Source organism: Kitasatospora sp. NPDC094019, assembly GCF_044764505.1.
Classification (GTDB): Bacteria; Actinomycetota; Actinomycetes; order Streptomycetales; family Streptomycetaceae; genus Kitasatospora.
This window is the reverse complement of record NZ_JBIWIF010000004.1, coordinates 178,958-195,633: the sequence shown is the minus strand read 5'-3', so window position 1 is coordinate 195,633 and position 16,676 is coordinate 178,958. Positions and strand designations below refer to the sequence as shown.

The 16,676-nt window shown below is 71.2% G+C and carries 15 protein-coding genes; 9 read left to right on the top strand and 6 right to left on the bottom strand.

Features of this window, described 5'->3' with window-relative positions:
* Positions 1-225 precede the first annotated feature (225 nt).
* Positions 226-1,551: an MATE family efflux transporter gene (locus tag ACIQ9P_RS10995; protein ID WP_402353165.1), complete on the top strand. Its 1,326-nt coding sequence runs from the start codon at positions 226-228 to the stop codon at positions 1,549-1,551.
* Between the two features lie 117 nt (positions 1,552-1,668).
* On the opposite strand, the gene rplI is transcribed toward ACIQ9P_RS10995, so the two are convergent.
* The 4 genes from rplI to rpsF all read right to left on the bottom strand — a co-directional run bounded on the left by rplI (position 1,669) and on the right by rpsF (position 3,454).
* On the bottom strand, positions 1,669-2,115 hold the full coding sequence (rplI, locus tag ACIQ9P_RS10990) for a 50S ribosomal protein L9 (RefSeq protein ID WP_402353162.1): 447 nt from the start codon (positions 2,113-2,115) through the stop codon (positions 1,669-1,671).
* Positions 2,116-2,132: 17 nt separating this feature from the next.
* A complete protein-coding gene (gene rpsR / locus ACIQ9P_RS10985; RefSeq protein WP_030304537.1) occupies positions 2,133-2,369 on the bottom strand; it encodes a 30S ribosomal protein S18 in 237 nt (78 codons plus the stop codon).
* Positions 2,370-2,447: 78 nt separating this feature from the next.
* Positions 2,448-3,065: a single-stranded DNA-binding protein gene (locus ACIQ9P_RS10980; protein ID WP_402353159.1), complete on the bottom strand. Its 618-nt coding sequence runs from the start codon at positions 3,063-3,065 to the stop codon at positions 2,448-2,450.
* A gap of 98 nt (positions 3,066-3,163) precedes the next feature.
* A complete protein-coding gene (gene rpsF, locus ACIQ9P_RS10975; RefSeq protein WP_030304539.1) occupies positions 3,164-3,454 on the bottom strand; it encodes a 30S ribosomal protein S6 in 291 nt (96 codons plus the stop codon).
* A 298-nt stretch (positions 3,455-3,752) separates the two neighbouring features.
* Here rpsF and ACIQ9P_RS10970 point away from each other — a divergent pair, with 298 nt between their 5' ends.
* The 3 genes from ACIQ9P_RS10970 to ACIQ9P_RS10960 all read left to right on the top strand — a co-directional run bounded on the left by ACIQ9P_RS10970 (position 3,753) and on the right by ACIQ9P_RS10960 (position 6,471).
* Entirely contained in the window at positions 3,753-4,052 is a 300-nt protein-coding gene (locus tag ACIQ9P_RS10970; protein ID WP_380227504.1) for a hypothetical protein, read from the top strand.
* A gap of 207 nt (positions 4,053-4,259) precedes the next feature.
* Positions 4,260-5,378, top strand: coding sequence for a peptidoglycan bridge formation glycyltransferase FemA/FemB family protein (locus ACIQ9P_RS10965; protein ID WP_045938884.1), 1,119 nt, complete (start codon positions 4,260-4,262; stop codon positions 5,376-5,378).
* A 58-nt stretch (positions 5,379-5,436) separates the two neighbouring features.
* A complete protein-coding gene (locus tag ACIQ9P_RS10960) occupies positions 5,437-6,471 on the top strand; it encodes an alanine racemase (protein ID WP_402353154.1) in 1,035 nt (344 codons plus the stop codon).
* 28 nt (positions 6,472-6,499) lie between these two features.
* Here ACIQ9P_RS10960 and ACIQ9P_RS10955 read toward each other — a convergent pair whose 3' ends face one another.
* The gene (locus ACIQ9P_RS10955; protein WP_402353151.1) at positions 6,500-8,038 is read right to left on the bottom strand and encodes a glycosyltransferase family 87 protein; all 1,539 of its coding nucleotides are present in this window, start codon (positions 8,036-8,038) and stop codon (positions 6,500-6,502) included.
* A gap of 197 nt (positions 8,039-8,235) precedes the next feature.
* Positions 8,236-10,848 (bottom strand): transglycosylase domain-containing protein, encoded by a 2,613-nt coding sequence (locus ACIQ9P_RS10950; protein WP_402353147.1) that lies wholly within the window; start codon positions 10,846-10,848, stop codon positions 8,236-8,238.
* Between the two features lie 508 nt (positions 10,849-11,356).
* On the opposite strand from ACIQ9P_RS10950, the gene ACIQ9P_RS10945 reads away from it, so the two are divergent.
* From ACIQ9P_RS10945 to ACIQ9P_RS10925, 5 genes are all read left to right on the top strand, one after another.
* On the top strand, positions 11,357-12,055 hold the full coding sequence (locus ACIQ9P_RS10945) for a helix-turn-helix transcriptional regulator (protein WP_402353144.1): 699 nt from the start codon (positions 11,357-11,359) through the stop codon (positions 12,053-12,055).
* Positions 12,056-12,183: 128 nt separating this feature from the next.
* Positions 12,184-13,266 (top strand): inositol-3-phosphate synthase, encoded by a 1,083-nt coding sequence (locus ACIQ9P_RS10940; RefSeq protein ID WP_402353141.1) that lies wholly within the window; start codon positions 12,184-12,186, stop codon positions 13,264-13,266.
* Positions 13,267-13,395: 129 nt separating this feature from the next.
* Complete coding sequence (locus tag ACIQ9P_RS10935; RefSeq protein WP_402353138.1) at positions 13,396-14,733, top strand: MFS transporter; 1,338 nt, start codon at positions 13,396-13,398, stop codon at positions 14,731-14,733.
* 122 nt (positions 14,734-14,855) lie between these two features.
* Positions 14,856-15,506, top strand: a complete 651-nt coding sequence (locus ACIQ9P_RS10930; RefSeq protein WP_402353135.1) for a hypothetical protein — start codon at positions 14,856-14,858, stop codon at positions 15,504-15,506.
* Between the two features lie 35 nt (positions 15,507-15,541).
* Positions 15,542-16,627 (top strand): hypothetical protein, encoded by a 1,086-nt coding sequence (locus ACIQ9P_RS10925; protein ID WP_402353132.1) that lies wholly within the window; start codon positions 15,542-15,544, stop codon positions 16,625-16,627.
* Positions 16,628-16,676 lie beyond the last annotated feature (49 nt).

The following is a 16,676-nucleotide window of genomic DNA, read 5'->3' as shown; positions in this document are numbered from 1 at the left end:
AACCTGTGGACGCCCCTGTGGAAAGCCCTGTGGATAACCAGACCATCGATCCACCGTCAACTTGCTGACCTGGGATTCCCTCCTCCAGGGCCTGTGCATGAGAAATTCTTCACACACAGTCGGGTGGCGGTGGACACAGACCCGGACGGCCCAGTCGCCCAGCCGTACGAGTAAGCACCGATATCCGCTGGCACCACTTACCTGTGGATGAGTAGCCTGGACCCCATGACCCTCACCGCCGACCGCCGCCGTCACGACCGGGAGATCCTCGCCCTCGCCGTCCCCGCCTTCGGCGCCCTGGTCGCCGAGCCGCTCTTCCTGATGGCCGACTCCGCCATCGTGGGCCACCTCGGCACGGCCCAGCTGGCCGGTGTCGGCGTCGCCTCGGCCGCCCTGACCACCGCGACCGGGGTGTTCGTCTTCCTCGCCTACGCCACCACCGCCGCGGTCGCCCGCCGGATCGGCGCCGGGGACCGCCGGGCCGCGATCCAGCAGGGCGTCGACGGCATCTGGCTGGCCCTGGCGCTCTCGGTCGCCGTGGTCGCGCTGACCCTCCTGCTCGCCCCCTGGGTGGCCGACGTCCTCGGCGCCTCGGCTACCGCCGCCCCGTACGCGGTGACCTATCTGCGGATCAGCGCGCTGGGCATCCCGGCCGTCCTCATGGTGATGGCCGCCACCGGCGTGCTGCGGGGCCTCCAGGACACCCGGACCCCGCTGTACGTGGCCGTCGCCGGCTTCGCCGCCAACCTCGGGCTGAACGCCGGCCTGGTGTACGGCGCCGGGCTCGGGGTGGCCGGCTCCGCCTGGGGCACGGTGATCGCCCAGACCGGGATGGCCGGCGTCTACGTGTTCGTGGTGGTGCGCGGCGCCCGCCGGGAGCGGGCCTCGCTCCGGCCGGACGCCGCCGGGATACGCGCGAGCGCCAGGGCCGGCGGGCCGCTGATGGTCCGCACCCTGAGCCTGCGCGCGATCCTGATGATCGCCACCGCGGTGGCCGCCGGGCTCGGTGACAGGGAGATCGCCGCACACCAGATCGCCATGACGGTGCTGCTGTTCATCGCCTTCGCGCTGGACTCCATCGCGATCGCCGGCCAGGCGATCATCGGCCGCTACCTGGGCGCCTCGGACGTTCCGGGCACCCGGGCGGCCACCCGGCGGATGATCGAGTGGGGCATCGGCGCCGGGGTGGTGCTGGGCGTGCTGATCGTGGTCGCCCGGCCGCTGTACGTCCCGCTGTTCACCCCGGACCCGGCCGTGCAGCAGGAGCTGAACACCGTCCTGCTGCTGCTCGCGCTCTGCCAGCCGGTCTCCGGGCTGGTCTACGTCCTGGACGGGGTGCTGATGGGCGCGGGGGACGGCGCCTTCCTGGCCCGGGCCATGCTCGCCACGCTCCTCGTGTTCGCCCCCGCCGCGCTCGCGGTGCCGGCCAGCGGCACCGGGCTGGCCGGGCTCTGGTGGGCACTGAACCTCTTCATGCTGGTCCGCGCCGGCTTCCTGGCCTGGCGGGCCCGCGGCGGCAAGTGGCTGGTCACCGGCGCCGTCCGGGGCTGAGCCCCGGCTCGCCGGGGCCCGCGGGCAGCGTGGCCCCCGCCCCGGGGAACGACCGAGGGCCGGCCTCCCCCGAGGGGGAGACCGGCCCTGCGGCCACTGCTACGGCGTTGTCGTCGATCAGGCGGCGACGACGGCGATGTCCAGGTTGGCCTGGACGTCCGAGTGCAGCTTGACCGAGACCTTGTGGGTGCCCACGGTCTTGATCGGCGAGCCGATCGCGACGGCGCGCTTGTCGACCGCCGGGCCGCCGGCGGCCTTGATGGCCTCGACGACGTCGGCCTGGGTCACCGAGCCGAACAGACGGCCGGCCTCGCCCGAACGAACGGCCAGCTTGACCTGGACGCCCTCGAGCTTGCCCTTGACCTCGTTGGCGGCCTCGAGGGTCTGGATCTGGTGGATCTTGCGGGCGCGACGGATGGCGTCGACGTCCTTCTGACCACCCTTGGTCCAGCGGATGGCGAAGCCACGCGGGACCAGGTAGTTGCGGGCGTAGCCGTCCTTGACCTCGACGACCTCGCCGGCGGAGCCGAGACCCGGCACCTCGTGAGTGAGGATGATCTTCATTGTTCGGTCACCCTCTCTTAGCGCGCGGTGCTGGTGTAGGGCAGCAGCGCCATCTCACGGCTGTTCTTCACGGCCGTGGCGACGTCACGCTGGTGCTGGGTGCAGTTGCCGGTGACCCGGCGGGCACGGATCTTGCCACGGTCGGAGATGAACTTCCGCAGCAGGTTCGTGTCCTTGTAGTCAACGTAGTTGACCTTGTCCTTGCAGAAGACGCAAACCTTCTTCTTCGGCTTGCGAGCAGGCGGCTTCGCCATTGTGTGCTCCATTGGGTTCACGACCGGGCCGGCGTCTCACGACGCCCGGCACCCTGGCCGCACGAAATCTGTCAGCTCTTAGAACGGGGGCTCTTCCGAGAAGCCGCCACCGGACGGGGCGCCGCCCCAGCTGCCGCCGCTCTGGTTTCCACCGGAGGGAGCGCTGGACGCCCACGGGTCGTCGGAGGGGCCGGACTGGCCGCCGGAGTTTCCACCCCAGCCGCCACTCTGCTGGCCGCCACCGCCGCCCCAGTTGCCGCCGCCCTGGCCGCCGCCCTGCGGGCCGCCGCCGAAGCCGCCGCCGCCGGGTGCGCCGCCGGGGCCACCGGACCGGTTGGCCCGGGTGACCTTCGCGGTCGCCGAGCGCAGGCTCGGACCGACCTCGTCGACCTCGACCTCGAAGACCGTCCGCTTCTCGCCTTCCTTGGTCTCGTAAGACCGCTGGCGCAGTCGGCCCTGCACGATGACGCGCATGCCGCGCTGCAGCGACTCGGCCACGTTCTCCGCCGGCTGCCGCCAGACGTTGCACGTGAGGAAGAGGCTCTCGCCGTCCTTCCACTCGTTCGTCTGACGGTCGAAGGTGCGGGGAGTGGACGCGATGCGGAACTTCGCGACCGCCGCACCCGACGGGGTGAAGCGCAGCTCGGGGTCGTCGACGAGATTGCCGACGAGGGTGATGACGGTCTCGCCTGCCATGGTGGTGGTGACCTCTCCGGAAGATGTCCGTTCACCGCTGTTTCACGTGAAACAGCGGTCGCGAGCTACCCGAGACCCGAAGGGGTCTCAGAGGTGGCTCAGTGGGTGTCCGGGCGCAGGACCTTGGTCCGCAGAACCGACTCGCTCAGGCCCATCTGGCGGTCGAGCTCCTTGACGACCTCAGGCGTGGCCTGGAGGTCGATGACCGAGTAGATGCCCTCGGACTGCTTGTTGATCTCGTAGGCCAGACGGCGGCGACCCCAGGTGTCGACCTTCTCGACCTTGCCGCCCGCGTTGCGGACGACAGCCAGGAAGCTCTCGATCAGGGGGGAAACGGCGCGCTCCTCGACCGAGGGGTCGAGGATGACCATCACCTCGTAGTGACGCATGAGTAACCCACCTCCTTTGGACTCAGCGGCCACGGTCTCTCCGTGGCAGGAGGGTTGTGCAGCGTCGACACCGGTGCAGTGCCGACTTCGGCCACCGTAGCGGCCGGGTCGGACAGCCCGTCCCCGTTCACCCGGAAGAGGGCAGCGGAGGGCACAGCTACACCAGTGCAGACGACACACCCTACCCGCCCCGGACGGACGAACAAAACGCATAGGGGTTGTGAGACCGGCCCAACCGCCGCAATCTGGACGGAACGGGTTTCCTGCTCGTTCGTCTCCACGCCAGGAGGTGGGACTCATGGCCCAGACCGTCCACCGCATGCCCGCCCTCACCCTGAACACCGACGGCCACCCGCACCCGCGCGAGAACACCCTGGTCGGCCTCACCGCCGTCCTGGGGGCAATCGCCTTCATCACCTCGTTCTTCCACAACCTGCATCTGCTGACCTCGTGGACCGGCCTGTTCGGGATCATCACCGGACTGGTGGGGATGTACGTCTCCGTCACCACGGCCGAACGCTTCGTCCTGATGGTCACCCTCGGCGCCTCGGCGATCGGCTTCTACCTCGGCATCGCCCGCGGCGGACTCTGGGGCTAGCCCCCACCGCACCACCCCGCCAGGAACCCCCGGCGCCCCCGCGGCGTACTTGTCTTCAACGGACCGGTACGCCCCGGGGGCGCCGCCGCGTCCCCGGCCCGCGGGCAGCCGCGGCGGACGCGACCCACGGCCGCCGGAACCCCGGACGATAGGGTCAGCCCGAGAACACGGGGCCCACCGCAGCCCGACCGACGAGGAGCACCGAGCATGAGCCTGCGCCTGAGGACGATCACCCGCGAGGAGCATCTCGCCTTCATCAGGAGCCGCGCCTCGGCCAGCCACATGCAGGTGCCGTCCTGGGGCGATGTGAAGGCCGAGTGGCGCACCGAGTCGATCGGCTGGTTCGACCAGAACAACCAGCTCGTCGGCGCCGGCCTGGTGCTGTACCGCCAGCTGCCCAAGGTCAAGCGCTACCTCGCCTACCTGCCCGAGGGCCCGGTGATCGACTGGTTCGACCGGGACCTCGACCGCTGGCTGCAGCCGATGCTCGCCCATCTGAAGTCCCAGGGCGCCTTCTCGGTGAAGATGGGCCCGCCGGTGGTCATCCGCCGCTGGAACGCCCCCACCATCAAGGAGGCCATCGCCGGCAAGGAGGCGAAGCGCCTGCGCGACATCGAGGCCGACTGGTACGAGCCGCGCGCCTTCGAGGTGGCCGACCGGCTGCGCAAGGCCGGCTGGCTCCAGGGCGAGGACGGCGGCGCCGGCTTCGGCGACGTCCAGCCGCGCTACGTCTTCCAGGTGCCGCTGGCCAACCGCTCGCTGGACGACATCCAGAAGGGCTTCAACCAGCTCTGGCGCCGCAACATCAAGAAGGCCGAGAAGAGCGGCGTCGAGGTGGTCCAGGGCGGCTACGACGAGCTGCCGATCTTCCACCAGCTCTACCTGGTGACCGCCGAGCGCGACAAGTTCACCCCGCGCCCGCTGTCGTACTTCCAGCGCATGTGGAACGCCCTCACCGCCGAGGACCCGAACCGGATGCGCCTGTACATCGCGTACCACGAGGGCGAGCCGCTGGCGGCGACCACGATGCTGGTCGTCGGCGAGCACGTCTGGTACTCCTACGGCGCCTCGGCCAACCACAAGCGCGAGGTCAAGCCCTCCAACGCGATCCAGTGGCGGATGATGCGCGACTCCTACGCGCTGGGCGGCGGGGTGTACGACCTCCGCGGCATCTCCGACACCCTGGACGAGAACGACCACCTGTTCGGCCTGATCCAGTTCAAGGTCGGCACCGGCGGCCAGGCCGCCGAGTACCTCGGCGAGTGGGACTTCCCGCTCAACAAGCTGCTGCACAAGGCCCTCGACCTCTACATGTCGCGCCGCTGAGCAGCGCCCCGCCGAGCCCCCGAGCCGCCGTGCCCAACACCTTCTGGGAGATGACCCGATGACGCTGTCGCTCTATCTCGACACCGAACGCTGGCGAACCCACCAGCGCTCCGTCCTGGCCGAGTTCCCGGGCCTGGTGCCGGTGGCGAAGGGCAACGGCTACGGACTGGGCAACCACCGCCTGGCCGAGGAGGCGACCCTCCTCGGCACCGGCGTGCTGGCCGTCGGCACCGCCTACGAGGCCGCCGACGCGGCCGACTGGTACGGCGGTGAGCTGCTGGTGCTCACCCCCTACCGGGTGGGCGAGGAGGCGCTCCCGCTGCCGCACGCCCGGGTGATCCGGACGGTGGCGAACCTGGAGGGCCTGCGGGCGCTGCACGGCGCCCGGGTCGTGGTGGAGTGCATGACCACCATGCGCCGGCACGGCGTCTCGGCGGCCGATCTCACCATGGTCGCCGCCGAACTGGAGGGCGTCGCCTTCGAGGGCCTGGCGCTGCACCTGCCGATGGACCGGCCGGACGGTTCCAACCCCGTCGACGAGGTCGCGTACTGGGTGGAGACCGCCCGGGCGGCCGGACTCCCGGTGCACACCGTGTTCGTCAGCCACCTCGGCGCGGCGGGCATGGAGCAGCTGACCCAGCGCTTCCCCGGCACCGTCTTCCGGGCCCGGATCGGCACCCGGCTCTGGCTGGGCGACCACGGCGCCCTGGAGGTCAGGGCCACGGTGCTGGACGTGACCCCGGTCCGCAAGGGCGACCGCTACGGCTACCGCCAGCACCCGGCGCCGGCCGACGGTCACCTGCTGGTGGTCGCCGGCGGCACCGCGCACGGCATCGGCCTGGAGGCACCCAAGTACGTCCAGGGCATGTCCTCACGGGCCAAGGGCATCGCCCGGGCCGGCCTGGCGACCGTCAACAAGACCAAGTCGCCGTACCACTGGGCGGGCAAGCAGCTCTGGTTCGCCGAGCCGCCGCACATGCAGGTCTCGCTGCTGCTCCTGGACGGCGAGAGCGCGCCGCCGGCGATCGGCGACGAGCTGGGCCTCCAGGTCCGGCACACCACCACGCACTTCGACCGCGTGGTCGACCGCTGAGGACCGGCCCCCGCGGGGGCCGGTCCGGTCAGACCTTCTCGGCCGGTTCCGCGGCGGGCGGCTCCTCCAGCCACGCCTCGGGGCCGGCCGGCGCGTACCCGGCGTAGCTCTCCTCCTCGCGCAGCCGGCGGGCGCCGCCGAGCACGAACACGTCCGGGGCCCCGTCGAGCACCCCGCCGGACGGGTCGTCGCTGCCGTCCCAGCGCACCGGGTCGCGGTCCGGCAGCAGGATGTCCCGGATCACCAGGCCGACCAGGTAGAGCGTGCCGAGCAGGTGCAGCACGATCGCGAAGTGGTACCAGGACTCGCCGAGCCCGTGCTGCTTGGCGCCGGTGACGAAGCCCAGGTGGGACCAGATGCCCAGGGTGTAGAGCACCTCGCAGCACTGCCAGATCAGGATGTCCCGCCAGCGCGGCCTGGCCAGCACCGCCAGCGGCAGCAGCCAGAGCACGTACTGCGGCGAGTACACCTTGTTGAACAGGACGAACGCGGCCACCACCAGGAAGGCCAGCTGCACCACCCTCGGCCGGCGGGGCGCCGCGAGCCCGAGCCACGCTATTCCCGCGCAGCTCAGCAGCATCAGGACGGCGATGAAGGTGTCGAGGTTGGCCAGTCCGACACCGCGGTTCTGCATCAGGATCAGCCACAGCGAGCCGTAGTCCTCGGTGCGGTGCTTGCTGAAGACGTAGAAGGTCGACCAGCCCTGCCAGTTCGCCATCATGATCGGCAGGTTGACCAGCAGCCAGGCGCCGACCGCGCCGCCGAGCAGCGCCCGCAGGTCGCGTCCGCGCCCGGCCCGCCAGCAGAGCACCACCAGGGGCCCGAGCAGCAGCAGTGGGTAGAGCTTGGCCGCGGTGGCGAGGCCGATGAACACACCGGCCCAGAGCGGCCGCGAGCCGGACCACCAGGCGAGCGCGACGGCGGCCAGGGCGACCGCCAGCAGGTCCCAGTTGACGGTGGCGTTGAGCAGCAGCACCGGTGCCAGGGCGAACATCAGCGCGTCCCAGGGGCGGCGCCGGTGGGTGCGGGAGAGCGCGACCACGGCGACCACGGCACAGGCCATCAGCAGGCCCGCGTTGATGGTCCAGAACCAGCGCTCCTGGTCCTGGAGGGCACCGCCGCCGGGCGTCAGCCAGGCCGCGACCTGCATGAACAGGCCGGTCAGCACCGGGTACTCCAGGAACTGCAGATCCCCGGAGGTGCCCGGGATGCGGTCCACGTAGGGGTGCAGTCCGGCCGCGAAGCCGCGCCCGGAGAACAGGTGCGGGATGTCGCTGTAACAGGCGTGCACGTACTGCGGCGAGCCGGGCTGGAACCAGGCGGCGTTGTAGCAGGGCAGCTTCTGCGCCATGCCCAGCACCGAGACCACGATCACCACCAGCGCCAGGAAGCGGGCCGGGATCCACCAGGAGACGCCGAGCAGGGCGCGCCGTCCGGGCGGACCGCCGATCACCTCGCTGCCGGCGGCCGCGACCGGGTCCTCGTCCGCCGGCACCACCACGGTGTTGGCCTGCGGACCGGCCGCCGGCGCGGCCCGGTCCTCTTCCTCGCGAGTGCTGGACGTCATGGCGGACATCCTGCCGCACCCCGCCCGCCCGTACGAGGAGGACCCTGCCCCTTTTCCCGGCTCCGCGGCGGCCGGGGCGGCGCCGGGGGGCCTCCGGGGGGCCGGGTACCGGTACGAATCGCTCCGAATACGGCGAAACGGCGGTGGGGGCTCCGGGGAGCTCCCACCGCCGTTCCGGTCACCGCGCCACCGCGTCGCTACGGCGCCACGGCGTTGCCACCGCCCGGCGAGGGCGAGGTGGTCGGCTTCGGCGGCCTGGTGGTCGGGCCGCCGGTCGCGCCGCCCGCCCCGCCGCCCGGGTCCGGGGTCGGGGTCGTCGGCTGGGTCGGCGTGGTGCAGCCGATCGGACCGAGCAGGCAGCTCGGCGAGGGGCTGGTGCCGCCGCCGGTGGTGCCGCCGTTGGTACCACCGCCCCCGGCCGCGCCGCCGCCGTTGGCGCCACCGCCGTTGGTCCCGCCGCCGTTGGCGCCACCGCCGTTGGTCCCGCCGCCCGGGTTCGGGTTGGTCCTGGTCGGACCGGGCTGAGTGGGCACCGTGCCCGGGCAGTCGACGCCCGGGACGCAGGCCGGACCCTGGGTGGCCGGCGGCTGGGTCGGCTGCCCGGCGTTGGGGTCGACCGGGGGAGCGGTCACGGTCTCGCTCGTGGTCGGGGTCGGCACGGCGCTCGCCGTGCTCGGGGCACCCGAGGAGTCGACCTGCGAGCCGACCGGCTGCGGGGTCGGGAAGTTCAGCTTCTTCTCGTTGGCCAGCGCGACCTTCATGTACCGGGTGAAGACGTCCGCGGGGACGTCACCACCGTGCACCGAGTCCTTGCCGCCGGTGCCGTTCAGCGAGAGCCGCTCGTGCGCGTTCGGGTCCTCGCGCCACATCGCCACGCTGGTGGCCAGCTGCGGGGTGTAGCCGACCCACCAGGCCGACTTGTTCTCGTCGGTGGTACCGGTCTTGCCGGCCACCGGGCGGCCGAGGGCGTTGGTCTTGGTACCGGTACCCTTCTGCGCCACGTTCACCAGCACGTCGGTGATGTTGTCGGCGACGGCCGCCTCCACCGCCTGCTTGGTCTCGTGCTTGCCGAAGCCGGCCCGCTCCTTGCCGTCCACCAGGACCTTGGTGACCGAGTAGGGCTCGGCCTGCTTGCCGCTGGCGGCGAAGGTCGCGTAGGCGTCCGCCATCCGGATCGGGCTGACGGTGGAGACGCCGAGCGGGAAGGTCGCCGTCTTCGCTTCCTTCTCGATGCTCTCCTTGCGGATGCCCAGCGCTTCGGCGGTCTGCATCACGACCTGGCCGCCGACGTCCTGGTTCAGCTGCACGAAGGGCACGTTGTAGGAGTACTGCATGGCCATGCGCAGCGAGACGTAGCCGCGCTTGCCCTTCTCCTCGTTCTTCTGCCGGTACGGCTTGCCGTCGTCACCGAGCAGCAGCGAGCCGTCCGGCTTGCGGATCTCGGAGAGGTCGTCGGACAGGTAGCGGCTGTCGGCGTTGATCCGCTTGGGCTTGCCCTTGTCGTCGGTCGCGGTCTGCACACCGGTCTGCATGGCGGCGGCCAGGACGAAGGGCTTGAAGGTCGAGCCGACCTGGACGCCCTGGGCGTCGGCGTTGTTGCCGAAGTTGCCGTTCTCCACGCCCTCGCCGCCGTAGATGGCGACGATCGCGCCGTCACCGGGGACGATGCTGGAGGCGCCGAACTGGACGAAGTTGTCGTTGTTCGGGCGCTTCTGGACGTTGAGGGTCTCCGCCTTGACGTCGTCCACGGCCTTCTTCAGGGCGTCGACCTTCTCCTTCTGGAAGGTCGTGTAGATCTTGAAGCCGCCCTTGTCGATCGCCCGCTGGTCGATCGTCGGGTCCTTGGCCATCACGTACTTGTTGGCGGTCTCGACCATGTAGCTGATCTGACCGTTCATATTGGCCGACGGGACCTGCTTGATCGGGGTGGGGAAGGCGGTGCACTTCGCCCGCTCCTCGGCGCTGGCGTTCTTGGTCTCCACCATCCGGTCGAGGATCCACTTCCAGCGCTCCTCGGCGCGGGCCTGGTTCGCCTTGATGGTCGGGTCGTAGTACGACGCGCCCTTGAGCAGGGCGGCCAGCATGGCGCTCTGGCACAGGTCGAGGTCCTTGGCGTTGACGCCGTAGTACGCCTGGGCGGCGGCCTGGGCGCCGGTGGCGCCGCGGCCGAACCAGCTGGTGTTGAGGTAGCCCTTGAGGATGTCGGGCTTCTCGTACTCCTGGTTGACCTTCAGGGTGATGAAGAACTCCTTCACCTTGCGGCTGAGCGTCTGCTCCTGCGTCAGGTAGGCGTTCTTCACGTACTGCTGGGTGATGGTCGAGGCGCCCTGGGTCTGGCCGCCCTTCGCCATGTTGACCACCGCGCGCAGCATGCCCTTGGGGTCGATGCCGCTGTCGGTGCGGAAGGTCTCGTTCTCCGCCGCGATGACCGCGTTCTGGAGGTTGGGCGAGATGTCCGTCAGCTCGACGATCTGCCGGTTGGTCTCGCCCTTGCGGACCATCTCGGTGCCGTCGGCCCAGTAGTAGATGTTGTTCTGGTCGTTCACCAGGGCGTTCAGCGGCGGGATCTTCGTGCTCTGGTAGACGTAGAAGACCGCCCCCACGCAGACCGCGGCGAAGAGCAGCACGGCGCTCAGCCACTGCCGCCAGGAGGGCAGCCAGCGGCGGACTCCCCGCTTGCCGAAGCGCGGGTAGTCGATGAACCGCTTCTTGCCCTCGGCCGCACCGGCGGCCGCGCCGCCGTCGGCGGCCGTCCCGTCCCCGCGGCGGCCGCCCTTCTGCGCGGCCTTCCGCATTTCGGCACGGGTCATCCGGGGCTGCTGGGCGGTGTCCCGCGTGCCCGGCGGGCGCCGTCGGCCCAGACCCTCCGAGCCCAGCTCGTCGCGCCCGGGTCCTTCCGACCGTCCGTTGCCGCCGCCCGGCGGGCGACCGTCGCCGCCGGGCGCCCTGCGCCGTCGTTCGCTCATCTTCCAGCTACTCCTCGCCAGGCCGGTCGAGCCTGAAGGCAGGGTCCACGTCCGATGCCCGTAACCGCCCTAACCCCGGAGGTGGTCCTCGTGCACACGCGACAGCGTACGCAGCTCCGAATCCGAACTAATCGGGCATCAATCGCCAATAACCGCAAAACGGCAACAGATCATTACACGCCCGTTGCCAAGCACACCCGCGCGTCGTCTTGTGATCACATTCACGCGCGTCCCCCTTGCCGGTTCGCGGACCCAGGCTTACTGTTCTCGATATATCGAGCCGATACATCGGGACGGCATACCGCCGATCGAGGCGGGTCGCGGACGGGCCGGAGAAGGGAGGACGAAGGCAGTGGGCAGACGCTCAGGAGTGCTGGAGTTCGCCGTTCTCGGACTGCTCCACGACGCCCCGATGCACGGTTACGAGCTGCGCAAGAGGCTCAACGTCCTGCTCGGCTCGTTCCGCGCCTTCTCGTACGGGACGCTCTATCCCTGTCTGAAGAGCCTGGTGGCCCAGGGTTTCCTGGTCGAGGACAACCCGGACGTCGAGTACGTGCCGGCCACCGCGCTCAACGGCAAGCGGTCCAAGACCGTCTACCGGCTGTCCGCCGAGGGCAAGCAGCGTTTCGAGGAGCTGCTCGCCGACGCCGGCCCGGACGCCTGGGAGGACGAGCACTTCGGTGTGCACTTCGCCTTCTTCGGTCAGACCGACCGGGCCGTGCGGATGCGCGTCCTGGAGGGCCGCCGCAGCCGGCTGGAGGAGCGCCTGGAGCGGATGCGCAACTCGCTGGCCCGGGCCCGCGAGCGGTTCGACGACTACACGGTCGAACTGCAGCGGCACGGACTGGAGTCGGTGGAGCGCGAGGTCCGCTGGCTGAACGAGCTGATCGAGACCGAGCGGGCCAACCGCTCCGGCCGGACCGGGACGCCCGCCGGCGGGACCGGTTCCGCAGTACCCCAGACTTCGGACGGCCGAGGCCAGGAGGACGGGTCCGTCGACCCGCCCGGGCCACCGCACGACCGCCCGGGGCGTTCCGCCCAGGAGCGCTGAGACCGCGTCAGCCCTGTGCCGCGCGGCAGGAGTGGGCGCGTCATGCGCCCGTTCGCAGTCATCGAATAAGCAGGACGAGTACCGCCGACCTTCGGCGGCGCTCATGAGATCACAGGGAGCAACCGGGAATGGGTTCGGTTCGCGTAGCCATCGTGGGTGTGGGCAACTGCGCCACGTCGCTGGTGCAGGGTGTCGAGTACTACAAGGACGCCGACCCGGCCGGCAAGGTCCCCGGGCTGATGCACGTCCAGTTCGGTGACTACCACGTCAGTGACGTGCAGTTCGTCGCCGCCTTCGACGTCGACGCCAAGAAGGTCGGCCAGGACCTCGCGCACGCCATCACGGCGTCCGAGAACAACACCATCAAGATCTGCGACGTGCCCCCGACCGGCATCACGGTGCAGCGCGGCCACACCCTCGACGGCCTGGGTAAGTACTACCGGGAGACCATCGAGGAGTCGGACGAGACCCCGGTCGACGTCGTCCAGGCCCTGAAGGACGCCCAGGTCGACGTCCTGGTCTGCTACCTGCCGGTGGGCTCCGAGGCCGCCGCCAAGTTCTACGCCCAGTGCGCCATCGACGCCAAGGTCGCCTTCGTGAACGCCCTCCCGGTGTTCATCGCCGGCACCAAGGAGTGGGCGGACAAGTTCACCGAGGCCGGCGTGCCGATCGTCGGTGACGACATCAAGTCCCAGGTCGGCGCCACCATCACGCACCGCGTGATGGCGAAGCTGTTCGAGGACCGCGGTGTCGTCCTCGAGCGCACCATGCAGCTGAACGTCGGCGGCAACATGGACTTCAAGAACATGCTCGAGCGCGAGCGCCTGGAGTCCAAGAAGATCTCCAAGACCCAGGCCGTCACCTCGCAGATCCGCGACCGCGAGCTGGGCGCCAACAACGTCCACATCGGTCCCTCGGACTACGTGGCCTGGCTGGACGACCGCAAGTGGGCGTACGTCCGCCTCGAGGGCCGCGCGTTCGGCGACGTCCCGCTGAACCTGGAGTACAAGCTCGAGGTCTGGGACTCCCCGAACTCGGCCGGTGTCATCATCGACGCCGTGCGCGCCGCGAAGATCGCCATGGACCGCGGCATCGGTGGCCCGATCCTCTCGGCCTCCTCGTACTTCATGAAGTCCCCGCCGGTCCAGTACTTCGACGACGAGGCCCGCCAGAACGTCGAGAAGTTCATCAAGGGCGAGGTCGAGCGCTGAGCTCGCCCCACCCCGTGCTGAGCCCTTGAGCACCGAACGGGTCCGCGGTCCACGACCGCGGGCCCGTTCACCTTTTCCCGGCGAATGTTTCACGTGAAACACCGCCCGGATCCATGGCACCCTGGGCGGGTGGCGATCACCGAGAACGGCAGTACCCACCGTGCCGCGCAGCGCGCCACGCTCTTCGGCCTGCTCCGCGGCCGCGATTTCCGCCGGCTGCTGACCGCCCGGGTGCTGTCCCAGCTCTCCGACGGCGTCTTCCAGGTCTCGCTCGCCGCCTATGTCGTCTTCTCCCCCGAGAAGCAGTCCTCGCCCGCCGACATCGCCTCGGTGCTGGCCGTGATGCTGCTGCCGTTCTCGGTGATCGGCCCCTTCGCCGGTGTCCTGCTGGACCGCTGGCGCCGGCGACAGGTGCTCTACCTGGGCAACCTGGGCCGGTTCGGGCTCGGCCTGGTCACCGGCGGACTGCTCCTGGCCCAGGCGCCGACCTGGCTGTTCTTCGCCTCCGCGCTGCTGGTCACCGCGCTCAACCGGTTCATCCTGGCCGGACTGTCGGCCGCGCTGCCCCGGGTGGTGCGGCCCGAGCAGCTGGTGACCGCCAACGCGCTCTCCCCCACCCTGGGCACCGTCGCGGCGGCCTGCGGCGGTGGGCTCGGCTTCCTGCTGCACCAGGTGATGCCGCCGGGCCCGCGGGCCGACGCCGCCCTGGTGAGCCTGGCCGCGCTGCTCTACCTGTCCGCCGCGCTGGCCGCGCTGCGGATGGAGAAGGACCTGCTCGGCCCGGAGCACCACCCGGGCCGGCCCGCGATCGGCCAGGCCCTGGCCCAGGCCGCCCGCGAGCTCCGGGCCGCCGTCACCCACCTGGTGCGGGACCGCCGCCCGGCGGCGCACGCGCTGGCCGCCGTGACCGCCGCCCGGTTCTGCTACGGCGTGCTGATCGTCGTCGTGGTGATGCTCGCCCGCTACACCTTCAACGACCCGGCGGACAGCGCGGCCGGTCTGGCCACCCTGGGGCAGGCGGTCGGCCTCTCCGCCGCCGGGTTCTTCATCGCGGCGGTGATCAGCCCCTGGTGCAGCCACCGGCTCGGACTGGCCGGCTGGATGACGCTCTGCCTGGCCGCCCCGGTGGTCTTCGTGCCCGCGCTCGGCCTCGGCTTCAGCCTGGTGCCCTGTCTGATCGCGGCGCTGCTGCTCGGCGTGGTCACCCAGGGCACCAAGATCTGCGCCGACACCGTGGTGCAGGAGTCGGTCGAGGACGAGTTCCGCGGCCGGGTCTTCGCCATCTACGACGTTCTCTTCAATGTCGCCTTCGTGGCCGCCGCCCTGGTCACCGCGCTGGTGCTGCCGCTCTCCGGCCGCTCGGCCGCGGTCGTGGCCGGCGTCTCCCTGGTGTACGCGGCCGCGGCCGTGCTCTACCTGCGCGCGGCCCGCCGCACCGGCCCGCTCCCCGGCGACCCGGCCCGCTGACCACGGACGTCCGGCCGACCGGGTCGCGCGGGCGGCCCCTGTGCCCCGGAGGCGTCGTTCCGAGTCGCTAAGGTACGTCAGATCTGTCGCAGTGGCAGCACTCTGTCTCGGGGGACAATCTGATGAGCACACCACCCAGTCCGTACGGACCGCCGCCCGGCTACGGCCCCGGGCCGGCTCCGCAGCCGTACGGTCCCCCGGCGCCCACGCCGTACGGGCAGCCCCAGCCGGTGCCCGCGGGCTACGGCGCACCGCCGCCCCCGCCCGGTTACGGCTACCCCGCCGCCCCGCAGGCGGCGCAGCCCTACCCGCCGCAGCCCGGCCCCTACCCGGCCGCCCCGCCGCCGTACCCGCAGGCCCCCGGCCCGTACGGCCCGCCCTCGCCGCACGGCTACCCGCCGGCCGCCGCGCAGCCCGGACCGGCCGCCAAGGGCCGCGGCAGGGCCCGGCTGAAGGCGGTCGGCCTGGTCCTGGGTGTGATCGCCCTGATCGTCGGCTACTTCGTCACCGGACCCAGCGTCAGCAGCGCCAAGGCCGGCGACTGCGTCAAGACCTCCGGCACCCGCGACGTCTCGGTGGTCAAGTGCACTGACAGCAAGGCGAATTACAAGGTGCTCGCCAAGTTCGACTCCACCACCGACACCGGCCGGTGCCGCGAGGCCGCGGGCACCACCAGCACCGTCTCGGGCAAGAGCGGCCGCCGCTGGAACAAGAAGCGCTACGTGCTCTGCCTCGGCCCGCTCGCCGGCGTCCCGCCGGTCAAGAAGTCCTGACCGTCCGCCACCCGCACTTCCTCCGGGGGATCCCCTTGTCCGTTCCGCCCCAGATGCCGTACGGCTCGCCGCCGCCCGCCGACGGCGCCAACCCGTACGCCACCGGCAACCCGTACGCCGGCGCGCCGGCCCCGCAGCCGGTGGGCGCACCGGCCCCGGCCGGCTACGGCTACCCGGCCGCGCCGCCGCCGGCCGCGCCCGGCTACGGCGCTCCCGCCCAGGCACCGCCCGGGGGCTACGCCTACCCGCCACAGGCCGGGGGCTACCCGGCCCCGGCCGGGTACGCCGCACCGCAGGGCGGTCCGGTGTGCCGGTTCTGCGGCGGCTTCCCGGCCGTCGAGACCACGGTCCGCGGCCACCAGGGCATCATCGTCATCATGCGGTTCCTGAAGCAGCCGGGGCCGTTCTGCCGCACCTGCGGCACCGCCGTGGTCCGCGACATGTCCGCCCGCACCCTGGTGCAGGGCTGGTGGAGCTACCTCTCCGGCGTCTTCACCGTGGTCACCCTGCTGCGGAACCTCGCGGCCCACAACCGGATCAAGGACCTGCCGCCCCCGGTGCCCGGCACCCACGGGCCGCAGCTGGACCCGGGTGTACCGCTCACCAAGCGGCCGCACATCCTCATGCTGCTGCTGCCGGTGCTCGGGATCGGCTCGTGGATCGTCCTGATCGCCACCGGCGCGCTCTTCGCCTCCACCGAGCGCGACACCCCCCACCGTCCGCTGGTGATGCCCTCGGTGACCGTGCCGGCCTTCCCCTCGCCGACCTTCCCGTCCGTCCCGGCGGCCACGGTCCCGGCGGCGACCGCTCCGGCGGTACCGGTGCCCACGATCACCCTGCCGACGCCGACCGCGACCAAGGTGCCCAACGACATCGACACCGCCAAGGCCGGTGACTGCCTGCGCAACGAGAACGGCACCAGCGCCACCCACGACGCCAGCCCGCGGATCACCATGCTGCCCTGCGGCGACCCGAAGGCCCAGTACAAGGTGCTCAAGAAGGTCTACGGGACCAGCGACAACGACAAGGCGTGCGAGAACGTCACCGGCGCCGAGAGCACCTACACCCGCGACTCCACCACGGAGGCGCTCAGCTACGTGCTCTGCCTGAAGAAGCTCTGAACCCGCGGCCGGGCCCGCGCCGCCCGGCCCGCGCACGGACGAGGGGTGG

Excerpts from the sequence above, each read along its gene's own strand:
- ACIQ9P_RS10965 (WP_045938884.1), top strand. The coding sequence starts at position 4,260 with ATGAGCCTGCGCCTGAGGACGATCACCCGCGAGGAGCATCTCGCCTTC.
- rpsR (WP_030304537.1), bottom strand. The coding sequence starts at position 2,369 with ATGGCGAAGCCGCCTGCTCGCAAGCCGAAGAAGAAGGTTTGCGTCTTC.
- ACIQ9P_RS10930 (WP_402353135.1), top strand. The coding sequence starts at position 14,856 with ATGAGCACACCACCCAGTCCGTACGGACCGCCGCCCGGCTACGGCCCC.
- ACIQ9P_RS10980 (WP_402353159.1), bottom strand. The coding sequence starts at position 3,065 with ATGGCAGGCGAGACCGTCATCACCCTCGTCGGCAATCTCGTCGACGAC.
- ACIQ9P_RS10995 (WP_402353165.1), top strand. The coding sequence starts at position 226 with ATGACCCTCACCGCCGACCGCCGCCGTCACGACCGGGAGATCCTCGCC.
- ACIQ9P_RS10955 (WP_402353151.1), bottom strand. The coding sequence starts at position 8,038 with ATGACGTCCAGCACTCGCGAGGAAGAGGACCGGGCCGCGCCGGCGGCC.
- ACIQ9P_RS10940 (WP_402353141.1), top strand. The coding sequence starts at position 12,184 with ATGGGTTCGGTTCGCGTAGCCATCGTGGGTGTGGGCAACTGCGCCACG.
- ACIQ9P_RS10950 (WP_402353147.1), bottom strand. The coding sequence starts at position 10,848 with ATGACCCGTGCCGAAATGCGGAAGGCCGCGCAGAAGGGCGGCCGCCGC.
- rpsF (WP_030304539.1), bottom strand. The coding sequence starts at position 3,454 with ATGCGTCACTACGAGGTGATGGTCATCCTCGACCCCTCGGTCGAGGAG.
- ACIQ9P_RS10970 (WP_380227504.1), top strand. The coding sequence starts at position 3,753 with ATGGCCCAGACCGTCCACCGCATGCCCGCCCTCACCCTGAACACCGAC.
- rplI (WP_402353162.1), bottom strand. The coding sequence starts at position 2,115 with ATGAAGATCATCCTCACTCACGAGGTGCCGGGTCTCGGCTCCGCCGGC.
- ACIQ9P_RS10960 (WP_402353154.1), top strand. The coding sequence starts at position 5,437 with ATGACGCTGTCGCTCTATCTCGACACCGAACGCTGGCGAACCCACCAG.